Origin of the sequence: Denitromonas halophila (assembly GCF_007625155.1) — a bacterium.
Lineage (GTDB): Bacteria > Pseudomonadota > Gammaproteobacteria > Burkholderiales > Rhodocyclaceae > Nitrogeniibacter > Nitrogeniibacter halophilus.
Genome location: NZ_VMNK01000017.1, coordinates 67,324 through 86,490, shown reverse-complemented (window position 1 = coordinate 86,490; position 19,167 = coordinate 67,324). Strand labels below are relative to the sequence as shown.

24 protein-coding genes are annotated in these 19,167 nt (G+C 61.4%); 19 read left to right on the top strand and 5 right to left on the bottom strand.

All coding sequences use genetic code 11. The features are described 5' to 3' along the window. Positions 1-2 precede the first annotated feature (2 nt). The 7 genes from ccoO (at position 3) to FHP91_RS17865 (ending at position 4,246) form a co-directional block, all read left to right on the top strand. Complete coding sequence (gene ccoO, locus FHP91_RS17895; RefSeq protein WP_144179507.1) at positions 3-623, top strand: cytochrome-c oxidase, cbb3-type subunit II; 621 nt, start codon at positions 3-5, stop codon at positions 621-623. A 17-nt stretch (positions 624-640) separates the two neighbouring features. After that, complete coding sequence (locus FHP91_RS17890; protein ID WP_144179508.1) at positions 641-823, top strand: cbb3-type cytochrome oxidase subunit 3; 183 nt, start codon at positions 641-643, stop codon at positions 821-823. A 4-nt stretch (positions 824-827) separates the two neighbouring features. Then, positions 828-1,748, top strand: a complete 921-nt coding sequence (ccoP, locus tag FHP91_RS17885) for a cytochrome-c oxidase, cbb3-type subunit III (protein ID WP_144179509.1) — start codon at positions 828-830, stop codon at positions 1,746-1,748. 93 nt (positions 1,749-1,841) lie between these two features. After that, positions 1,842-3,293, top strand: a complete 1,452-nt coding sequence (ccoG, locus tag FHP91_RS17880) for a cytochrome c oxidase accessory protein CcoG (protein WP_144310873.1) — start codon at positions 1,842-1,844, stop codon at positions 3,291-3,293. 8 nt (positions 3,294-3,301) lie between these two features. Further along, positions 3,302-3,805 carry a FixH family protein gene (locus FHP91_RS17875; RefSeq protein WP_186301618.1) on the top strand — a complete coding sequence of 168 codons (504 nt, stop codon included), beginning with the start codon at positions 3,302-3,304 and terminating at the stop codon, positions 3,803-3,805. 12 nt (positions 3,806-3,817) lie between these two features. Beyond that, positions 3,818-3,964 carry a DUF3149 domain-containing protein gene (locus tag FHP91_RS17870; RefSeq protein WP_144310871.1) on the top strand — a complete coding sequence of 49 codons (147 nt, stop codon included), beginning with the start codon at positions 3,818-3,820 and terminating at the stop codon, positions 3,962-3,964. 36 nt (positions 3,965-4,000) lie between these two features. Then, positions 4,001-4,246 carry a hypothetical protein gene (locus FHP91_RS17865; RefSeq protein ID WP_144310870.1) on the top strand — a complete coding sequence of 82 codons (246 nt, stop codon included), beginning with the start codon at positions 4,001-4,003 and terminating at the stop codon, positions 4,244-4,246. A gap of 133 nt (positions 4,247-4,379) precedes the next feature. Here the strand turns inward: FHP91_RS17865 and FHP91_RS17860 are convergent, their stop codons facing one another. Both FHP91_RS17860 and FHP91_RS17855 read right to left on the bottom strand, forming a co-directional pair. Continuing rightward, positions 4,380-4,970 carry a hemerythrin domain-containing protein gene (locus FHP91_RS17860; RefSeq protein ID WP_144310869.1) on the bottom strand — a complete coding sequence of 197 codons (591 nt, stop codon included), beginning with the start codon at positions 4,968-4,970 and terminating at the stop codon, positions 4,380-4,382. A 16-nt stretch (positions 4,971-4,986) separates the two neighbouring features. Further along, positions 4,987-5,430 carry a universal stress protein gene (locus FHP91_RS17855; RefSeq protein WP_144179515.1) on the bottom strand — a complete coding sequence of 148 codons (444 nt, stop codon included), beginning with the start codon at positions 5,428-5,430 and terminating at the stop codon, positions 4,987-4,989. 260 nt (positions 5,431-5,690) lie between these two features. Here FHP91_RS17855 and FHP91_RS17850 point away from each other — a divergent pair, with 260 nt between their 5' ends. The 5 genes from FHP91_RS17850 to FHP91_RS17830 all read left to right on the top strand — a co-directional run bounded on the left by FHP91_RS17850 (position 5,691) and on the right by FHP91_RS17830 (position 9,851). Then, positions 5,691-7,346, top strand: a complete 1,656-nt coding sequence (locus FHP91_RS17850; RefSeq protein ID WP_246116368.1) for a PHA/PHB synthase family protein — start codon at positions 5,691-5,693, stop codon at positions 7,344-7,346. A 199-nt stretch (positions 7,347-7,545) separates the two neighbouring features. After that, positions 7,546-7,734 (top strand): hypothetical protein, encoded by a 189-nt coding sequence (locus FHP91_RS17845; RefSeq protein ID WP_144310867.1) that lies wholly within the window; start codon positions 7,546-7,548, stop codon positions 7,732-7,734. Between the two features lie 118 nt (positions 7,735-7,852). Continuing rightward, positions 7,853-8,302, top strand: a complete 450-nt coding sequence (locus FHP91_RS17840; RefSeq protein ID WP_144310934.1) for a hemerythrin domain-containing protein — start codon at positions 7,853-7,855, stop codon at positions 8,300-8,302. Then, entirely contained in the window at positions 8,299-8,538 is a 240-nt protein-coding gene (locus FHP91_RS17835) for a DUF2249 domain-containing protein (RefSeq protein WP_144179517.1), read from the top strand. Before FHP91_RS17840 ends, FHP91_RS17835 begins: the two co-directional genes overlap by 4 nt. Before the next feature lie 71 nt (positions 8,539-8,609). Then, the gene (locus FHP91_RS17830) at positions 8,610-9,851 is read left to right on the top strand and encodes a hypothetical protein (protein WP_144310866.1); all 1,242 of its coding nucleotides are present in this window, start codon (positions 8,610-8,612) and stop codon (positions 9,849-9,851) included. On the opposite strand, the gene FHP91_RS17825 is transcribed toward FHP91_RS17830, so the two are convergent. Beyond that, complete coding sequence (locus tag FHP91_RS17825) at positions 9,839-10,531, bottom strand: Crp/Fnr family transcriptional regulator (RefSeq protein WP_144179519.1); 693 nt, start codon at positions 10,529-10,531, stop codon at positions 9,839-9,841. The genes FHP91_RS17830 and FHP91_RS17825 overlap by 13 nt on opposite strands. Before the next feature lie 81 nt (positions 10,532-10,612). On the opposite strand from FHP91_RS17825, the gene FHP91_RS17820 reads away from it, so the two are divergent. From FHP91_RS17820 to FHP91_RS17810, 3 genes are read left to right on the top strand one after another with little or no spacing between them, the layout of a single operon-like run. Then, complete coding sequence (locus FHP91_RS17820) at positions 10,613-11,830, top strand: NnrS family protein (protein WP_144310865.1); 1,218 nt, start codon at positions 10,613-10,615, stop codon at positions 11,828-11,830. A 5-nt stretch (positions 11,831-11,835) separates the two neighbouring features. Then, positions 11,836-12,222, top strand: a complete 387-nt coding sequence (locus FHP91_RS17815) for a SirB2 family protein (RefSeq protein WP_144310864.1) — start codon at positions 11,836-11,838, stop codon at positions 12,220-12,222. Between the two features lie 10 nt (positions 12,223-12,232). After that, entirely contained in the window at positions 12,233-12,775 is a 543-nt protein-coding gene (locus FHP91_RS17810; protein WP_144310863.1) for a hemerythrin domain-containing protein, read from the top strand. Here the strand turns inward: FHP91_RS17810 and fnr are convergent, their stop codons facing one another. Then, on the bottom strand, positions 12,776-13,519 hold the full coding sequence (gene fnr / locus FHP91_RS17805; protein WP_144179523.1) for a fumarate/nitrate reduction transcriptional regulator Fnr: 744 nt from the start codon (positions 13,517-13,519) through the stop codon (positions 12,776-12,778). 114 nt (positions 13,520-13,633) lie between these two features. On the opposite strand from fnr, the gene hemN reads away from it, so the two are divergent. From hemN to FHP91_RS17790, 3 genes are all read left to right on the top strand, one after another. Then, on the top strand, positions 13,634-15,025 hold the full coding sequence (hemN, locus tag FHP91_RS17800) for an oxygen-independent coproporphyrinogen III oxidase (protein ID WP_144310862.1): 1,392 nt from the start codon (positions 13,634-13,636) through the stop codon (positions 15,023-15,025). Between the two features lie 100 nt (positions 15,026-15,125). Continuing rightward, entirely contained in the window at positions 15,126-15,833 is a 708-nt protein-coding gene (locus FHP91_RS17795; protein WP_144179525.1) for a sulfite exporter TauE/SafE family protein, read from the top strand. A 76-nt stretch (positions 15,834-15,909) separates the two neighbouring features. Beyond that, positions 15,910-16,293 (top strand): rhodanese-like domain-containing protein, encoded by a 384-nt coding sequence (locus FHP91_RS17790; RefSeq protein WP_144310861.1) that lies wholly within the window; start codon positions 15,910-15,912, stop codon positions 16,291-16,293. Here the strand turns inward: FHP91_RS17790 and FHP91_RS17785 are convergent. After that, positions 16,266-16,706: a MerR family transcriptional regulator gene (locus FHP91_RS17785; protein ID WP_144310860.1), complete on the bottom strand. Its 441-nt coding sequence runs from the start codon at positions 16,704-16,706 to the stop codon at positions 16,266-16,268. The genes FHP91_RS17790 and FHP91_RS17785 overlap by 28 nt on opposite strands. A gap of 62 nt (positions 16,707-16,768) precedes the next feature. Here FHP91_RS17785 and FHP91_RS17780 point away from each other — a divergent pair, with 62 nt between their 5' ends. Next, positions 16,769-19,165 (top strand): heavy metal translocating P-type ATPase, encoded by a 2,397-nt coding sequence (locus tag FHP91_RS17780; RefSeq protein ID WP_144310859.1) that lies wholly within the window; start codon positions 16,769-16,771, stop codon positions 19,163-19,165. Positions 19,166-19,167: the final 2 nt, after the last annotated feature.

Here is a 19,167-nt window from a genome sequence, read left to right as displayed (position 1 = left end):
AAATGGCTCAATCGAAGCATGATTTTATCGAGCGCAGCGTCGGTTGGATGATCGTCCTGACGCTGTTGGTGATCAGTATTGGTGGTCTGGTGGAAATCGTTCCGCTGTTCTTCCAGAAATCGACGACGACGCCGACCAACGAAATAGTCAAACCCTACGATCCGGTCAGTCTGGTCGGGCGGGACGTGTATATCCGCGAAGGTTGCTACAACTGCCATTCGCAGATGATTCGTCCTTTCCGTGCCGAAACCGAGCGCTATGGCCACTATTCGGTCGCTGGTGAGTTTGTCTATGACCATCCTTTCCAGTGGGGGTCCAAGCGTACCGGGCCGGATCTGGCTCGTGTCGGCGGTCGTTATTCGGACGAATGGCATCGTATTCACCTGAACAACCCGCGCGACGTGGTGCCTGAGTCGAACATGCCGGCTTTTCCGTGGCTGGAGCGTCCGGTCTCGGTGAGCGACATCGAAGACAAGATGCGCGCGTTGAACATGGTTGGTCTGCACAAGTATTCGGACGAGGAGATTGCCGGCGCCAAGGCGGCCCTCGAAGGCAAGACCGAGATGGATGCCGTGATCGCGTACCTTCAGGGTATGGGTCTCGCGCTTCAGAACGTGCAGTGACAGGGTGAGGTGGCGTCGTGGAACTCAATGATCTGCGTTCAATCCTGACGGTGCTGGGTTTGGTGTGTTTCCTGGGGATTTGTTTCTGGGCGTACAGCAAGTCGGCAAAGCAGGGGTTTGACGAAGCGGCGCAACTGCCCTTCACCGATGACGATCTGCCGGTCCGGAAAGATCCGGGCCAGCAACGGAAGGAAGGATAAGAAAATGGCTGACTTTGTGAGCGGCTTCTGGAATGCTTACGTCATGGTTCTCGTGAGCCTGAGTATCGCGTTCTGTGTATTCATTCTGATGTCCAATATGGGCGAAGGAAAAGGCGCCCGGAAGGGCGAAAAGGTCGAACTGCACGGACACGTGTGGGACGAGACGCTGGCCGAGTACAATAATCCGCTGCCGCAGTGGTGGAAGTACCTGTACTGGATTACGGTGTTTTTTGCGATTTTCTACATGGCGGCCTATCCGGGCTTCGGTAACGTTAAAGGCTTCCTGAACTGGTCGTCCGCCGGTCAGTACGACGGAGAAATGACCAAAGCGGAGGCGACCTACGCACCGATCTTCAAAAAGTATGCGGAAATGGATCTGGCGGCTGTTGCGGCGGACCCGGAAGCCAAGGCCATGGGGCGTCGTCTGTTCCTGACCTACTGTGCGCAGTGTCATGGCGGTGATGCGCGGGGCGCCAAGGGCTTCCCGAACCTGGCCGACAATGATTGGCTGTATGGCGGCGAACCCGATGTGATCAAGACTACGATCCTTGGCGGCCGTCAGGGCATCATGCCACCGATGGGCGCAGCCCTGGGCGGCGACGGCACTGAAGATGTGGCCAACTATGTGCGCTCGCTCTCCGGTCTGGCCCATGACTCGCTGCGCGCAGGTCGCGGAAAGGAAATGTTCGAGCAGAACTGTGCGGCCTGCCACGGTGCGGATGGCAAGGGGATGCACGCCGTCGGCGCGCCGAACCTGACTGACGAAACCTGGCTGTATGGCTCGTCGAAGGCCACTATCATCGAGACCATTACCAAGGGTCGCAGCAACCGGATGCCAGCGTTCGAAGCCTTCTTGGGCAACGACAAAACGCATCTTCTGGCCGCCTATGTGTACGGGTTGTCGGACAAGGCGGGCGCCAAGTAAGACTGTCAGTCTGTCTTTTGAAAGCGCAGGTCTCCCCGGGTACGCCCGGGGATATTTGCGGCAACAAAATTAGAACATATTGATATTGCGATTATGACAAACCCCACTCCCCAGCCCATCAAAATCGTGCCTCCCAAAAAGAAAGCGGCCGCGTTGGAAGGCCAGGAGGGTTCGCTCTACGAGGCGCGCAAGAAAATCTATGTGCGGGCCATCAGTGGTGTGTTCACCAACTGGCGATGGATTCTGGTGTGGGTTACGCAGTTGCTGTATTACGGTCTGCCGTGGTTGCAGTGGAACGGTCGGCAGGCAGTACTGTTTCATCTGGTCGAGCGCAAGTTCTATATCTTTGGCTGGGTGTTCTGGCCGCAGGATGTGTTCTTTCTGGCGATCCTGCTGATCATTTCCGCTTACGCGCTGTTCTTCTTTACCGCCGTGGCGGGTCGATTGTGGTGTGGCTATGCTTGCCCGCAAACGGTCTACACCGAGATATTCCTCTGGATCGAGGAGAAGATCGAGGGCGACCGGAACAAGCGCATGAAGCTGGATAACGCGCCCATGAGCGCGCGCAAGTTCCGGCTCAAGGCAAGTAAGCATGCGGTCTGGGCGGCTGTCGCCTTGTGGACCGGCTTTACCTTTGTGGCCTACTTCACGCCGCTCAAGGAATTGCTGGCGTCCTTCTCGCCCTTTAGTTTTGGCGGGTGGGAGATTTTCTGGATTCTGTTCTACGGTGCTTTCACCTACTTCTTCGCCGGCATCATGCGCGAACAGGTGTGCAAGTACATGTGCCCGTATGCCCGCTTTCAAGGCGTGATGTTCGACCCGGATACCTTGGTCATCACGTATGACGAAGAGCGCGGCGAGCCGAGGGGGGCGCGCAAGAAGGGTGTCGATCCGGCCTCGGTCGGCAAGGGCGACTGCGTCGATTGCGGTATCTGTGTTCAGGTGTGCCCGACGGGCATCGACATCCGTGATGGCTTGCAGTACGAGTGTATTGGTTGTGCGGCATGTATCGATGCCTGCGACCAGGTCATGGACAAAATGGATTACCCGCGCGGCCTGATCCGTTACTCAACCGAGAACGCGATCAAGAAGCATTGGGGGCGCAAGGAAATCCTTGGTCATGTGATGCGGCCGAGAACCCTGATTTATGGTGGCATCCTGGCGGCGGTGTGCCTGGCCTTTGTCTGGGGCTTGGCGACGCGCGAGCCATTGCGAATGGACATCATCCGCGACCGTGCGACGCTGTCCCGCGAGGTGGCCGGGGGCTTCATCGAGAACGTCTATCAGCTTCAGATCATGAACATGACTGAGGCGCCGCGGAGTTTTGACGTGACCGTCGATGGGCTCGATGGTATCCGGATATCAGACTTTAGCGGCAAGATCGACGTCGCACCGGCAACGATGCAGGCTGTGACGGTGCGGGTTCAGGTGCCCGTCGATACGGGTGAGCCCGGGTCGTCGAACGTCATCCATTTTGAAATCAAGGCGAGCGATGACACCTCTGTGGGTGTGCGTGAAGCCTCCACTTTTCTGTTGCCCCGTTGAGTATGAGTATGGCTCTGAATAAATCTGCGTCGCCCTGGTTCCGCCAAGCCTGGCCCTGGTTTCTGGTGTCGCTGCCTGCGACGGCCGTGATTGCCGGGTTCATCACGCTCTGGTTGGCGGTCGAGTCCGACGATGGCTTGGTGGCTGACGACTACTACAAACAGGGACTCGCGCTGCAGCGATCGATTGTGCGCGATCACGAAGCCGCGCGCCTCGGACTGGCGGCCGAGCTTCGGTTCGACGGCGGCCAGATCGCCCTGAGCTTATCGAGTAACGACAGCGCTGCGCCGGCGACCGTCTTCCTGCGCCTAGTGCATCCGACCCGGCCAGACATGGATCGCGCCATTTCGCTGATTGGTGATAACGGAAACTACACGGCAAGCACTGACGCGCTGGATGGGCGTTGGCAAGTCTTGCTCGAAGACGAGTCCCGCGCATGGCGTTTGACCGGGACCATAGAGCTCCCCGCAGAGACAGAAGTGCGCCTGGCGGCGCAAAAACCTGTGAACTGAAGGAGAAGCATCATGGCTTTCAAGGAATTGTTCAGTACCGATATTGGTTTGCTGAGCGTCTTTACCATTGCGTTCATCATTGGCATGGCGATTTTTCTCGGGCGCTACGTCAAGCAGCATGTCGAGGAAGATGAGCGCACCCACGGTCAGGGGCAGTAAGCATCGCGACCGCTGCGGATCAGACAGGGATCAAGCATGAAACAGATTCTCGTATTTTGGCCGTCATTTCTCGTGGCCGGCATTGCTGAGATGGTGTTTTTTACAGTGATGGATCCGCAGCAGTTGTATCTGTTCGGACAGCCCGTCGAGTTCTCGCCGATCGCGACGTATTCGATCGGCTTCTTCGGCTTCTGGCTGGTATGTGCGGCCTCCAGTATGCTCACGGTGTTCTTTCAGCGTTCGGCAGATGATCTAAACCGGGGTGGTGGCTCATCGGGCTGACGCGCGCGTCGAAAAGGGCTGGTGATGGCGGCGATGGGCTGCGCACACTGAGCGTCAACAGTGTGCCGGGCGTGGCGCAGCCAATCCACGGACCGACGCCTGTCAGGTACGGAGGCACCGGATGCTTTTGGCGTCAGTTCCCGGGTGATGGGCCGACACCGATCGGTGGCGGCGCGAGTGTCACGATGCGTGAGAACAGGGCGCTGAATTCATCCTCGGCATCGGCGCTGAAGCGCGGATCACCATTTTCGCCGAAGGCTTCGGCGATCTCCACCCAGTCTGCGTCGGTCAAGTGCTTTTGGGCCAGCGGCAACAACACCTTCTCTTCGAGTGCCATGTGCTGCCACATGGCTTCGGTGAAGGCGTCAACCGCTTCGCCAAAGGCGGCCAGGCCGCCGGGCTCGCCGGCCTCGTAAGCATCCAGTTGCGTGTGGAGGGCGGTGACCAGTTGCCCGCCTTCCTGATGCTGCCTGGTCAGTTCCTCGACCACTTCATCGGCTTCGTGTGTCCGGGTCAGCAGGCGGGCAAAGACATAGACGTCTTCCTTGGGGTGGTGCAGCCGTTCGGGGAAGTTGTCGATGTAATGCAGCATCGCGCGCAGCACCTTGAAATTGGCGCGTGCGCCATTGCTGCGCGCGTCGTTGACGAGGTATTTCAGGCCATGAACGATCGCTGCCAGTGAGCGGTGTTCTTCTTGAATGATATTGATGGCGGTATTGAACATGGCTTGCCTCCCTCGCTTAGCGGAACACCAGCACCGGAATCTTGGTGTGAGTCAGCACTTTTTGTGTTTCGCTGCCTAGCAGCAGGCTGGCCAGGCCGCGACGGCCGTGCGACGCCATGAAAATGAGATCGCAGCCGTGGCGCTCGGCGGCGCTGATGATGGCCTCGTAGGGCACTTCATTGACGACGGTGTCGGTGTTGCAACTGACGCCCACCGCCTCGGTCTTGCTCCTTGCGCTGGCGAGAATTTTTTGGGCTTCTTCTTCTGCGCCCTTGGCGAACTGTTCCGGCGTGGTGGGGTCGATCAGTGCGCCTTCGCCATAGATTGGCATCGGAAAGTCGGGCTGGGCATAGAAAAACGTGATCTGCGCACCAGCGTCCTTGGCAAACGAGATGGCACGGTTGACGGTGGCTTCGGAAATATCGGAGCCGTCAGTAGGGACCAGCAGATGCTTGAACATGGTCTTGCTCCTTTTCGAATGGTCGTAATGATTATAGTCGTCGCATGGCGAAAACCGTGATTGACGCCGATCAAACACCGCAGGGGGTAGCAGCGCACAATGATCCCTCAGGCATGTCGACAGCACACGACAAACGATGTGCTTAAGAGGAGTTTCGTATGAACACGCGGCGACGCACCGATGCGGGGGCGAATCACAAACTGGCACCGGTTCAAGTAGCCGATCAGGCACTTCGCCAGCTTCATGTGCAGTGGGAGTCGATGGTTGACCCCATGGGCGTGTTCGCGCCCCTGGTGCACGCCCAGCTTGGCTGGTGGTCCCATCCGCAGGAGCTGGCTGAATCGATGGTCGGTTTTTCGGGGCATTTGTGGGCCTTGCAGTGGCATAGCCTGCGACGCATGATCGGTGCGCCCAGTGTTGACCCTGTGCGGCCTCACGAGGGCGATACGCGCTTTGATGACCCGGTCTGGCACGATTCGGCGACTTGGGATCTGGTCAAATCGTGGTACCTGATGACCACCCGGCACACGCAAGACATGCTCTACAGCACGCCGGGCCTGTCGAATGCTGAGCGCCGGCGCGCGGCGTTCTGGTGGCGGAATTGGCTGAACGCCGTGGCACCCACCAATTTTCTGATGACCAACCCGGTAGCGCTGCGCAAGGCTGCCGAGACTCTGGGCGGCAGCTTGCATGCCGGATACCGGAACTTTGTTGATGACATGCAGGCCGGCATGGTGCGCATGAGTGATCCGGACGGGTTCAAGGTCGGCGGCAACCTGGCGACGACGCCGGGCGAGGTGGTGTTTCGCAACGCCCTGGTCGAAGTCATCCACTACGCGCCCACCCGTGCCCGGGTCCGCGCCCGACCCGTGGTCATCATCACGCCCTGGATCAACAAGTTTTACATCCTTGATCTGAACGAGCGCAAAAGCATGGTGCGCTATCTGCTCGATCAGGGGCTGGATGTCTACATCACGAGCTGGAAGAACCCTGGCGCGGATCAGCGCGAGGTCAGCTTCGACGACTACATCGTCGATGGCGTGCACGCCACGATCGAGGCGGCGCGCACACAAAGCGGCCAAGCGACGGTTCATGCGGTCGGCTACTGCATTGGCGGCACTGCCTTGTCGACCTATATGGCCTGGGCCAATCGGCGCTTCGGTGCCGACGCGATGCCGGTGGCTGACTGGACCTTGCTCACCACGCTGGTCGATTTCCGCAAACCGGGTGATATCGAGGTGTTTGTCGATGAGGCGAGCGTCAATTTCATCACCACTGGCATGGCGCGCAAAGGCTATCTGGACGGTGGGCAGATGGCCTCCGCCTTTCGCTTGCTGCGCTCCAACTCGTTGATCTGGCACTTCGCGGTGCAAAGCTGGCTGTATGGTGAAAAACTGCCGGCTTTCGATGTGCTGTTCTGGAACATGGACACCACCCGCATGCCGTATCGGATGCATGCGTGGTACTTGCGAGAGCTCTATCTGCACAATCGCCTGATTGAGCCCAACGCCCTGACCGTCGCCGGTGAGCCGATCGATTTGAACCAGATCGCCCAACCCTTGTATGTGGTGTCGGCAGAGGATGACCACATCGCGCCCTGGCAGCAAACCTTCCGCATCATTCACTTCGTTACCGCGGAAAAACGGTTTGTGCTGTCGAGCTCCGGGCACATTCTGGGTATCGTCAATCCGCCCGCCAAACCGGCAAAGCGCCGGTACTGGGCCGAGACCGCCCATCGGGCTGACCGTTGGGAGGCGTGGCGCGAACGTGCGACATCGACCGACGGCAGCTGGTGGGAGGACTGGATGCGCTGGCTCAAGCCGCGTAGCGGCGCGCTCGTCCGGGCGCGGCCGGCGGTTGATGCCGAGCATCCCAGCCTCGCACCGGCGCCAGGCGTGTATGTGCACGAACACTGAGCGCGTCTGAGGCACCTGTCGGGGCGGCGCAACACAGGCATCGGGCGCCGATTCGCGGACGCGCGCGGCATGATCTCAAAGACTGTGCTTGCGCCAGCATTGTGCGTCCGTGGGCGCCAGGCGGGCGCGTTCCGGAGAGTCTTTCCATGATCCTGGAAACGGCAGCTGACCGCTTGTGCTCGCCAGCACGGATTTGAATATGCGCCAGATTTCCTGGTTGACGGCGATCACCGCGCGGGTGAGCGCGCTGCGCACCCAATTGCGCGGCTGGCGGGCCGCCGGGCCGTGCTGCTCCACCTTGCAACGTGCAGGTTGTGCGTCGTCACGCCTTGCCAGCCAGCCCGCCAACCGCACGCTCGGGTGCGTCCAACTGCCGTTTCCAGAATGATTTTACAAACCTGTTCGATATAGCCGAAATCATCGGTTGATGCGTGTCAATGCGGTGGGCTGTCGGTGCGAGACAATCAATCCCAGACATCGACAGCATTCACGGAGCATCGGACGGTATGGCAGTTCTATCCCAACAAATGGCAGCGCATCACACCCAATGTGATGACGTGTTTGCGCGCGCCGAGGCCGCCGCGGAGCGCGGAGACTGGGCCGCCTGTGCGCAGTCTGCGACTGCGTTTCGGGACGATGTGCTGGCGCATTTCGCGGTGGAAGAGGACACCATCTTTCCGGCATTTGAAGCCGCAACGGGCATGACCGAGGGGCCAACGCGAGTGATGCGTGGCGAGCATGTACAAATGCGAGACCTGATGGCCGCGTTGGTCGCCGCTGCCGACGCATCCGATGCCGAAGCCTTCTCGGATGTGGCCGAAACACTCTTGATCCTGATGCAGCAGCACAACATGAAAGAAGAGAACATTCTCTATCCGATGTGCGACCAGACGGTCGGAAACGACCTGGTCGTCGGCGCCGCGATTGAGGCGCTTGGTCAAAAGGGAGCCTCATGACGGATCGTCTTCCCCCCATCGTTGTCGATGCCCGCCGCCTGCTGCCACCCGAGCCCATGGAGCGCACGCTTGAAGCTCTGGACGAACTGCAGCCCGGGCAGGAAGTCTTGTTGATGATTCCCCGCCAACCGGCGCCGCTGTTCGACATGCTGCGCAACAACGGCTACGCCTACACCGTTGAACCGCAGCCGGACGGGGTGTTTCATATCACCATCCGTCAGGCCTCGGCTGACTGAGGTGAGGGTGTTCGGTCCTCGGGCGGTGCGCTCAGTGCGCCATCCGGCGACGCTGGCTTAGCGCGGCAATCATGCAGGCTCTGTCCTTCGAACAGGCGCCACCACCGTCGGTCCCGCTACGGTTTTTCCTGACGGCGCCGCTGTTTCTGCTGTTTGGCGGATTGCTCCTGCTGGTCGATGGCGAAGCGGTGATGGCGTCGCGGTGGACGCCTGCTGCGCTTGGCCTCACTCACCTGATGACCGCCGGCTTCATGCTCCAGGTCATGCTCGGCGCGCTGTTTCAACTCATGCCCGTTGCCGCCGGCGCCAATCTATGGCGTCCGCGGGCGCTGGCGCTGCCGGTGCATCTGCTGTCCGCCCTTGGGGCGGTGGTGCTGGTGGCCGCGTTTCATCATCAGATTGCCTGGGCGTATCAGGCCGGGGTGGTGGCGATCGGTGGCAGTGTGCTGGTGTTTTTTCCGGCAGGCATGCTCGCCTTGTGGCGCACGCCGGCCTCAAGCCATTCGCTGACCGCGTTCCGGATCGCGCTGCTGGCGTTCTTTCTGACAGTACTCGTCGGCGGCACGATGGCGCTTGCGCGCGCAGGCGTGCTTGATGCGCAGTGGCTGCGCCTGTCGTCCAGCCATGTGGCGCTCGGGCTCGCAGGGTGGGGCTGTGTGCTGGTGGCGGCGGTGGGGTATCTGGTCGTGCCCATGTTCCAGCTCACGCCAGCCTACCCGAAGTGGTTTACCCGCAGTTTTGCGCCAGTCATCGTGCTGGCGATCGGGGTTGGCATGTGGGTGTCGCATTCGGCCGCCTGGTTACCGTTGGTCGCGCTGATCGCACTGTTTGCCGGTGTGACGCTTGACCGGCAGCTGCGACGGCGTCGTGCCAAGCTGGACGCGACCTTTCACTTCTGGCGTTTTGCGATGGGCTGTGTACTGCTCGCCTGCGCCGGGGCGGCGCTGGTGATCTTCTCAGTCGGTGGTAACGCGCTGCCGCTCGCGGTGGGCGTGCTGGCGATTTTGGGCGGGTTTGTGTCGGTGATTTCCGGCATGCTATACAAGATTGTGCCCTTCATTCTCTGGCTTTATCTTCAGCCTCGGGTGAAGGGGGTGCCGCCGATGACGCGCATGCTCAATGAGCGTTGGGTGCTGTGGCACTTGCGCGTGCATGTGGCGACGGTCGGGGCCGGTGTGCTGGCGACGCTGTGGTGGCCCGCCGTGTATCTGGCGGGCGGCCTGATGGTGGTGTCGGCGGTCTTATTGGGGGGGCAGTTGCTACGTGTCGTGGGGCACGCTCGCAAGGCATTGCGCCTGGCTCAGCCTTCGTAATTGCGCAGTTTGTCGACGTTGTGCAGGGCGATGTGCTTGCCTTGCACGGTAATCAGGCCGGCATCGCTCAGGTCGTGGAAGATTCGCGACAGGGTCTCGGGCGTGAGGTTCAGGCGCGAGGCGATGATCTGCTTGCTGGTCGGTAGATCGACGTCAACCTGAGAATTGAGGCAGGGGGCGTCAGGCACTTGCTGGAGCAGATACCCGACGACACGCTGGGTACTTGAGCGCAGCGAGTAGGATTCGACGTCACGCACCATGCTGTGCAGGCGAATGGCCATGCCGGCGAGCATGCGACGGGCAAATCCTGAGTCTTGGTCGATCAGGTTGAAAACCGCGTCGCGGGTGATGTGCAGCAACAGGGTGTCGGCCAGGGATTCGGCGAAGACCGGGTACTGGCGATCCATGAACATCACGGCTTCACCAAAGCTTTGGTGAGGGCCGAGAATCTCGACCACCTTCTCGTTGCCGTTGGGCGAGGAGAAGGCCAGTTTGATCTGGCCAAAGATGACGTAGTAAAACCCTTTGGGTTGGTCGCCGCGCTGGAAAAGCATCTCGCCCTTCTGGATGCGTCTTTCGCGCGTGGCGTCGGCTACATGTTGCAAGTCGTCCGTCGACAGCGCGCTAAACAGCGGCATGCGGCCCAGTAATCCGTGGATATCGATTTTTTCTTGACTCATTTTGAGCAAACGTCACCAGTAGCGGCAGAATGTACCACGCTCCCAAGCCCAGCGTAATGGGTGGCCGCATATCAGAAACTTATGATGAATCAGCAATCACCGACAACTCACTTCCGATGGCTTTTGGCGGCGCCTCACCGCGCCATGTTTTTTGGCGGGGCCGTGCAGCTGTTGCTCGCCATGCTGCCGTGGGCGGCCGAAATGCTCGCGCGGCTGATCGGCGTGGCCCTGCCGTGGGCCTGGCCGCCGCTTTGGTGGCACGCGATGCTGGCGGTGTACGGCATCTTTCCGTTCTTTGTGTTCGGTTTTCTGCTGACGGCCATGCCGCGCTGGCAAGGCTATGGCGACCTGCCGCGTGAGGTGTTTCGGCGGCCATGGTATTTGCTGCTGCTCGGTTGGGGCTTGATCTACCTGAGCATGTTGTTGCCGGTGCTTCGCGTGTCTGGTGTGGCCTTGGTTTTTGTGGCTTGGGCCTGGCTTGTCATCGTGCTTGCGCCGATTGCATTTCGCGCCGGCAATGGCCGCTTGCACGCGGTGCCGGCCTGGGTGGCGACGGTGCTCGGTTTGACCGGCTGGGCGCTGTGGGGGCTGTTCGCCGTCACCGGAGACGGGGGCTGGGCGCGCGCCGGAATTGAGCTGGGTATCTGGTGCTTTTTGCTGCCGGTGTTTTTTACCGTCAGTCATCGGATGATTCCCTTCTTCTCCAGCGCCGTACTGCCTGACTACGATGCCTTTCGTCCGCCCTGGGCCTTGTTCATGATGCTCGGCGCAGCGCTTGGGCATGGCGCGCTGGTGCTGCTCGGTGCTGCGGCCATGACCTGGGTGATTGATCTGCCCGCCGCCGCGCTGGCGTTTTTTCTGACGATACGCTGGGGCTTGGTGCGGAGCTTTGCGGTGCAGTTGCTGGCCATGCTCCATCTCGGCTTCATGTGGCTGGGGATCGCGCTGGCCCTGTTTGGCGTACAGAGTTTCGCCGCCTGGCAAGGCGTTACCGTGTTGGGGCTGGCGCCGCTGCATGCGCTGGTGATCGGTATGTTTACTGTTGTGGCGATGAGTATGGTGTCGCGGGTGACGCTTGGTCATTCGGGGCAGGCGCTGTCGGCCGACGCGATGACCTGGCGGCTGTGCTGGGCGGTGCAGGGCGTCGCAGTACTGCGTATCGCGGCCGAATTGTGGCCTGCGGCGCACGGCCTCTTGCTGGTGCTCACCGTCGCGTGCTGGCTGGGAGTGTTTGGAATGTGGGCCAGGCGGTACGTGCTGATCTATCTGCGCCCACGCGTTGACGGTAAGGCGGGGTAGCGGTGATGTATCTGGCAATCAAACATATTCACATTACCTGCGTCGTGCTGAGTGGCCTGGGCTTTCTCTTGCGCGCCTGGTGGATGCTGAGTGCTTCGCCACGCTTGCAGCACCGGCTGACCCGCATCCTGCCGCATGTGATTGACACCCTCTTGCTCAGCACGGCGATTGCCCTGTCGGTCATGATGGCGCAGTATCCATTTGTGCATGGCTGGGTGAGCGCCAAGGTGCTCGGCCTGCTGGCGTACATCGGTTTTGGTACCGTGGCCTTGAAGCGCGGGCGCAGCGCGGGCGTGAGGCGCGTGGCGCTTCTCGCTGCGGTGCTGACATTTTGCTGGATTGTTTCGGTAGCGCTGACGAAGTCGCCTGCCGGGATTTTCAGTGTGATCTGAAGGGGGCTGGATGAGCGAATCCTTGTTGTCGAAACCACTGGCGCCGGGGCTGGATCAGCCGCTGGAAGTGCTGACCGCCTGCCATGGCCGGATGATGTCGCAATTGCAGACACTCGACCGGCTGGTGCGCTGGCTCCCCGATCATGGGGCCGATGCAGACGCTTGCCGCGCGGCAACGAACGTGGTTCGCTATTTCGACTCCGCCGCGGTGAATCATCATCAGGACGAAGAAGACAGTCTGTTCCCGATTCTGTTCGAGCGGGTGTCCACCGCCGGTCGGCCGCGTCTCAGGAAGCTGGTTGACTGGATTCATCAGGATCATGTCGAGATGACCGCCGCGTGGGGGAGTTTGCGACGTCAGTTGTTGGCGATTGCGGCGGGTGAGTCGACCGAACTGTGTGCTGACGAGGTGGCGAATTTTGCCTCGCGCTACCACAGCCATATCGATCGGGAAGACAACGAGTTGTTTCCCTATGCCGCCCAACTGCTCACCCCAGCCGATTTGACGGTCTTGAGCGAGCAGATGGTGGCGCGTCGGCGCCTGCCGCGCTGATCAGACGCTGGGCAGGTGGCTCAGCAGGGCCTTGAGGCCGCCGATGTTTACGATGCGGATGTGTTTTTGCTGCACCTTGATCAGACCGTTTTCCTGGAAGCGTGAAAAGGCCCGGGAGACCGTTTCAAGCTTGAGGCCCAGGTAAGAGCCAATTTCCTCGCGCGTCATGCGCAGGTGAAATTCGGCGGCCGAGAAACCGCGTGCGGTAAAGCGTTGCGACATGTTGATCAGGAAGGCGGCCAGTCGCTCTTCGGCGCGCATCGAGCCGAGCAGCATCATCACGCCATGGTCGCGCACGATTTCGCGGCTCATCACCTTGTGGAACTGGTGCTGCAGCGATTCAACCTCGCGCGACAGGGTTTCCAGATTGGCAAAGGGGATGATGCACACATCGCTGTCTTCGAGTGCGACCGCGTTGCAGGTGTGCGCGTCGGTGCTGATGCCGTCGAGCCCGATAATCTCACCCGACATCTGAAAACCGGTGACCTGCTCACGACCGTCTTCGAGCAGCACATCGGTCTTGAATGAGCCGGTGCGCACGGCAAAAATGGCTTCGAAGGTGTCGCCAACACGATACAGATGTTGGTGGCGCTTGACCTTTCGACGTGCGCCGACCAGCCCGTCGAGTTGGTCGATGTCGCCATCACTCATGCCGAAAGGTAAGCACAGCTCCTGCAGGTTGCATTGCGAACAGGCGGTCTTCAGCCCTTCAGCAGTAATTGGCACAACGGCCCGTTGAGGCATAACCTGCGTTCTCCTTGATTCGTTTTTTTGCGCTGCTTTGGGGCGTTTGATCCACGTCAACCCGCTTGGTTCGGCTTTTTGAGATCGTGACTGCTAATACGTTAAAGCCAGATTATGGATAACCAGAAAGAACTCGTTTTCGACCCGCAACTGATCCGCAGATTCGACGTCAATGGCCCGCGGTACACTTCGTACCCGACGGCTGACCGCTTCGTCGAGGCGTTTAATGCTGATGCGTTGGAGAGTTGGTTGGGGCAGCGCACTGTCGGCGGTTTTGGCCGGCCGCTGTCATTATACTTCCACATCCCCTTCTGCAACACGATCTGCTACTACTGCGCCTGCAACAAGATCATCACCAAGGATCACGGGCGGTCAGAAAAGTACCTCAAATACCTGGCCAAGGAAGTCGCCATGCAGGCGGCAAGCCTTGATGGCGGGCGAAACGTCATTCAGCTGCATCTTGGCGGTGGCACGCCAACCTTCCTGTCTCACGACGAAATGCGCCAGTTGATGGCCACGGTGCGTGAGCACTTCACGTTGCTGCCTGATGGAGAATATTCCATTGAGGTCGATCCACGCAAAGTAGATTTCGAAACCGTGGCGCTGTTGGCTGAGCTCGGCTTCAATCGCATGAGTATTGGCGTGCAGGATTTCAACATCGATGTGCAGCGTGCGGTCAATCGCGTGCAGAGCTACGAAGAGACCAAACTGGTGCAGGATGCCGCGCACCAGACCGGTTTCAAGTCGGTGAGCATGGACCTGATCTACGGCCTGCCCAAGCAGAACGTGATCAGCTTCAACAACACGCTGGAGCGTGTGCTTGAGCTGTCGCCCGATCGTATTTCGCTCTACAGCTACGCGCACTTGCCGGGCCTGTTCAAGCCCCAGCGCCGTATCCAGCCGAATGACATGCCATCGGCCGACACCAAGCTGCAGATTCTGCAGCTGGCCATTCGTCGGCTGACCGAGGCGGGCTATGTATATATCGGCATGGACCACTTCGCCAAGCCCGATGATGAACTCGCGGTGGCGCAGCGTCAGGGGCGGCTGCATCGCAACTTCCAGGGCTATTCGACCTACGCCGAGTGCGACCTGCTGGCCTTTGGCGTGTCGGCCATCGGCAAGGTCGGCCCGACCTACGCCCAGAACGTCAAGACGCTCGACGAGTACTACGACATCCTCGATCAGGACCGCTTGCCGGTGCTGCGGGGTATCGAACTCACGCCGGACGACATCCTGCGCCGCTCGATCATCCAGGCGTTGATGTGCCACTTCGAGTTGTCGATCGATGCGATCGAGGTTTCCCACATGGTGGATTTCAAGCGCTACTTTGCCGACGAGATCGCCGATTTGCGTACGATGGAGTCCGCCGGTCTGGTCAAGCTCGAAGACAAGTGGATCACCGTACTGCCCGCAGGGCGCATGCTGGTGCGCGGCATCGCCATGGTGTTCGACCGTTATCTGCGCTCCGACCGCGAGCGTGCCCGCTACTCGAAGGTGATTTGAGTCGGGCGGCATTCGGTGGGTGTCAGCAAAGCAGGCAAGGGGGCGGGCTGTGATAGGCTCGCCCCCTGTTTTTTTGTTCGCTGATTCCTTGAGCTGACACATGCCCGAAACCGGCTACATCGCTGTTTTCCTCATCGGCCTGCTTGGCGGCACGCACTGTGTCGGCATGTGCGGCGGTATTGTCAGCGCGCTGACGGTGCAGATTCCAGGTCAGGTCAAACGACAGTGGCCGATTCATCTGGCCTACAACCTTGGCCGGATCACCACTTACGCCATGCTCGGCGCGCTGTTTGGCGCGATCGGAACTCTGGGTCTGTTGTTCGAAGACTTCCTGCCGATCCAGATGGGCCTGTACATCATGGCCAATCTCATGTTGGTGGCCCTGGGCTTGTACCTGACCGGATTTACCCGGCTGCTGGCGCCGCTTGAGCGGGCGGGGCAATCATTGTGGCGACGCGTGCAACCCCTCACGCGCCGCTTTCTGCCGGTGCGCGGTTTGCGTCAGGCCTTGCCGCTGGGCCTGTTGTGGGGTTTTTTGCCCTGCGGGCTGGTGTATAGCGTGCTGGCCACAGCATTGGTGACCGGCTCGGCCGGCGGCGGTGCCAGCCTGATGCTTGCCTTTGGCCTGGGCACGCTGCCCAACCTGATGTTGGCCGGCATGCTGCTCAAACGGCTGCAGGGCGTGACCCGCCGGCCCTGGGTGCGGACCTTTGCCGGCGCGGTGGTGCTGGGGTTTGGTGTGTTCGGCTTGCTCAATGCCTCGACGCTGGGGAGTCGGCTGTGGAATGGCGTGCTGTGCGTGACATAGCGCCACCGCTGAATATCACGCTATTCTAATGTTCTTGCGGCGCCGAGTTGGCGCTGCATTGCATGTGGAGTTCGATATGAGTAAGTCCAGTCACGATCTGGTCGTCGAGGCAAAGCGCGCCATTCAGGAAGTCAGTCTGGCGGGCGCGCGTCAGTTGATTCAGGACGGCGCCGTGGTGCTTGATGTGCGCGAGCCTGAAGAATTTTCGGCCGGGCATGTGCCGGGCGCGATGAATATTCCGCGCGGCCTGCTCGAGTTCAAGCTGGCCTCGGTGCCTGAATTGAACGACCCGAATCGGCCGATCCTTGTGTATTGCAAAACCAGTGGTCGCGCGGCGTTGGCCACCGCCGTCATGCACGTGATGGGTGTGTCGAGCGCGGTGTCGCTGGCGGGGGGCTTCGACGCCTGGGTGGGCGGCGGCCTGCCGGTGGATCAACCCGCCGCGATCGATTTCGAATAAGCCGCGTTTTGGTCCTCGTCCGGATGGGCGAGGGTGTGCAAGATCGGGCAGGGCTGCGCCGCCGACGTGTGTTCGCAACAGCTCACCAGCTCGGACAGCGCGCTGCGCATCGCGTCCAGTTGCGCCATGCGCTCGTCGATCTGGGCGAGCTTTTCCTTGGCCAGGGCGCGGGCGGCGTTGCGGTCGGTGTGCTCATCCAGCCCCAGCAGATCGGCGATTTCATCCAGGCTGAAACCGAGTTGTTGCGCGCGGCGGATGAAGCGTAGCCGCGCTACGGCGTTCTCGCCGTAGTGGCGCACTTGTCCGTGCGTCGGCATGGGCACTGCGAGCAGGCCGCGACGCTGGTAGTAGCGGACCGTTTCGACGCCCACCCCGGCGGCAGCGGCGAGGCGGCCAATGGTCATTGATGTCATGCTTGACTCCGTACCTGACTACAGACTTTAGACTGCGCCTGTCAGACTCACAAGGTCAAATCATGAACACGCACAACCCCGCCCACCCCCGGCGCCTCGACTTGCCTATCCACGGCATGACGTGCGCCGCCTGTGCCAGTCGCATTGAGCGCGTCCTCCAACGCCTCCCCGGTGTCGAGGCCCAGGTCAATCTCGCCACCGAGCGCGCCACGGTCCGGCTGACCGGCCCGGACGCAGCGGGCGCCGACGCCGTGGTGGCGGCGATTCGAAAGGCGGGTTTCGAGGTGCCGGATACGCAGCTCGAATTCGCGATTTCCGGCATGACCTGTGCCGCCTGCGCTACCCGGCTGGAGAAGGTCTTGAATCGCCTGCCCGCCGTGAGCGCGACGGTGAATTTCGCCACTGAAACCGCGCAAATCCGTTTGCCGCCGGGTGGCACGACCGAGGCGGATCTGATTGCTGCCGTCGACCGGGCGGGCTTTGTCGCCCACCGTCGGGGCGCGGCAGCCCGTGCAGAAGAGAAGGCGCGCAAGGCAGCCGAGTGGCGTGCGGAGCGCAAGCGCTTCTTGATCTCACTGGTGCTGACCGCGCCTTTGCTTGCCCAGATGCCAGCCATGTTCTTCGGCTCGGGCGAGCATGAATTCATTCCGCGCTGGGTGCAGTGGGTGCTGGCGACGCCGGTGCAGTTCTGGATCGGCTGGCGCTTCTATCGCGGTGCCGGCTCGGCCTTGCGCGGCGGCGGTGCCAACATGGATGTGCTTGTGGCGCTGGGAACGTCGGTGGCGTATGGCTTCAGCCTGGTCGTGACCTTGCTCGGGCGGATGGACCTGCATGTGTATTTCGAGGCCTCGGCCACGATCATTACCCTGGTGCTGATGGGAAAACTGCTTGAGGCGCGGGCCAAGGCGCGGACCTCCGAGGCGCTCGAAGCGCTGGTGCGGCTCCAGCCCCGCAGCGCCTGGGTAGCGCGCGACGGCGTGTTGCAGGAGGTGCCGGTCGAGTCGCTGTCACCGGGCGACCGCTTTGTGGTGCGTGCTGGCGACAGCGTGCCAGTCGACGGGGTGGTGCGTGCCGGGCAGTCGGCGCTGGATGAATCCATGCTCACCGGCGAGAGCCTGCCCGTGGTCAAGGCCGAGGGCGACACGGTGTTTGCCGCGACGGTGAATAGCGATGGCGCCCTGCATTGTGAAGCGACCGGCGTGGGCAGTGAAACCATGCTGGCGAGCATCATCCGCCTGGTTGAACAGGCGCAGGGCAGCAAAGCGCCGGTGCAGCGTCTGGCTGATCAGGTGGCTGCGGTGTTTGTGCCGGTGGTGGTGGCGATTGCCGTGTTGACGTTTTTCGGCGGCTGGTGGTGGGGCGGTTCGGTGACCGAGGCCCTGGTCAATGCGGTCGCGGTGCTGGTGATTGCCTGTCCCTGTGCGCTTGGCCTGGCAACGCCGACGGCGATCATGGTGGGCACCGGTCTGGGGGCGAACCACGGCATTCTGGTGAAGAACGCCGAAGCCCTGGAGCGCGCGCAGAACCTGACGGTGCTGGCGGTCGACAAGACCGGCACGCTCACCGAGGGGCGCCCGGCGGTTACCGATGTGGTGCCGGCCGACGGCTTTTCGCGGGACGAGGTGCTTGGCTGGGCCGCGGCGCTGGAGTCGGCCAGTGGCCATCCGCTGGCGCGGGCGATCGTCGCAGCGGCCGGCCAGGTTGCCACCGCCGAAGCGGTCGACACCGTGTCCGGGCAGGGGGTGCGTGGAACGCTGGGCGGGCGGTTGGTGTTGGTGGGGAGTCCGGTCTTCTTGCGCAATAAGGGGGTGGATGTGCCGGATGGCAGTGTCGACGCTTTGGCCGCGCAGGGGCGCACGCTGGTGGCGGTGGCCGTCGATGGCCGCCTGGCGGGGGTGATCGGTGTGGCCGATCCGCTGCGCAGCAGCTCGGCGGGCGCGGTGGCGCGTTTGCAGCGCGCAGGCATCGACGTGGTGATGCTGACGGGCGACCATCCAGCGACGGCACGCGCGGTGGCCGAGGCGGTGGGGATTTCACGTTTCGAGGCCGGCGTGCTGCCGGCGGACAAGGCGAAGGCGGTGCAGGCCCTGGTGGCCAACGGCCATCGCGTCGGCATGGCGGGGGATGGCATCAATGACGCGCCCGCGCTGGCGGCGGCGGATGTGTCCTTTGCCATTGGCACCGGTGCCGATGTGGCGGTGGCGGCGGCGGACATCACCTTGATGCGGGGTGACCTGAATGGCGTGGCCGATGCGGTGGAGTTGTCGCGCGCGACTTTGGCCAAGATTCGTCAGAATCTGTTTTTTGCGTTTATCTACAACGTGCTCGGCATTCCGCTGGCCGCCTTCGGGTTTCTCAATCCGGTGGTGGCGGGGGCGGCAATGGCGCTCAGTTCGGTGTCGGTGGTGAGCAATTCGCTGCTGCTCAAGCGCTGGCGGCCGAGCAAGCCGGTTTTGTGAAC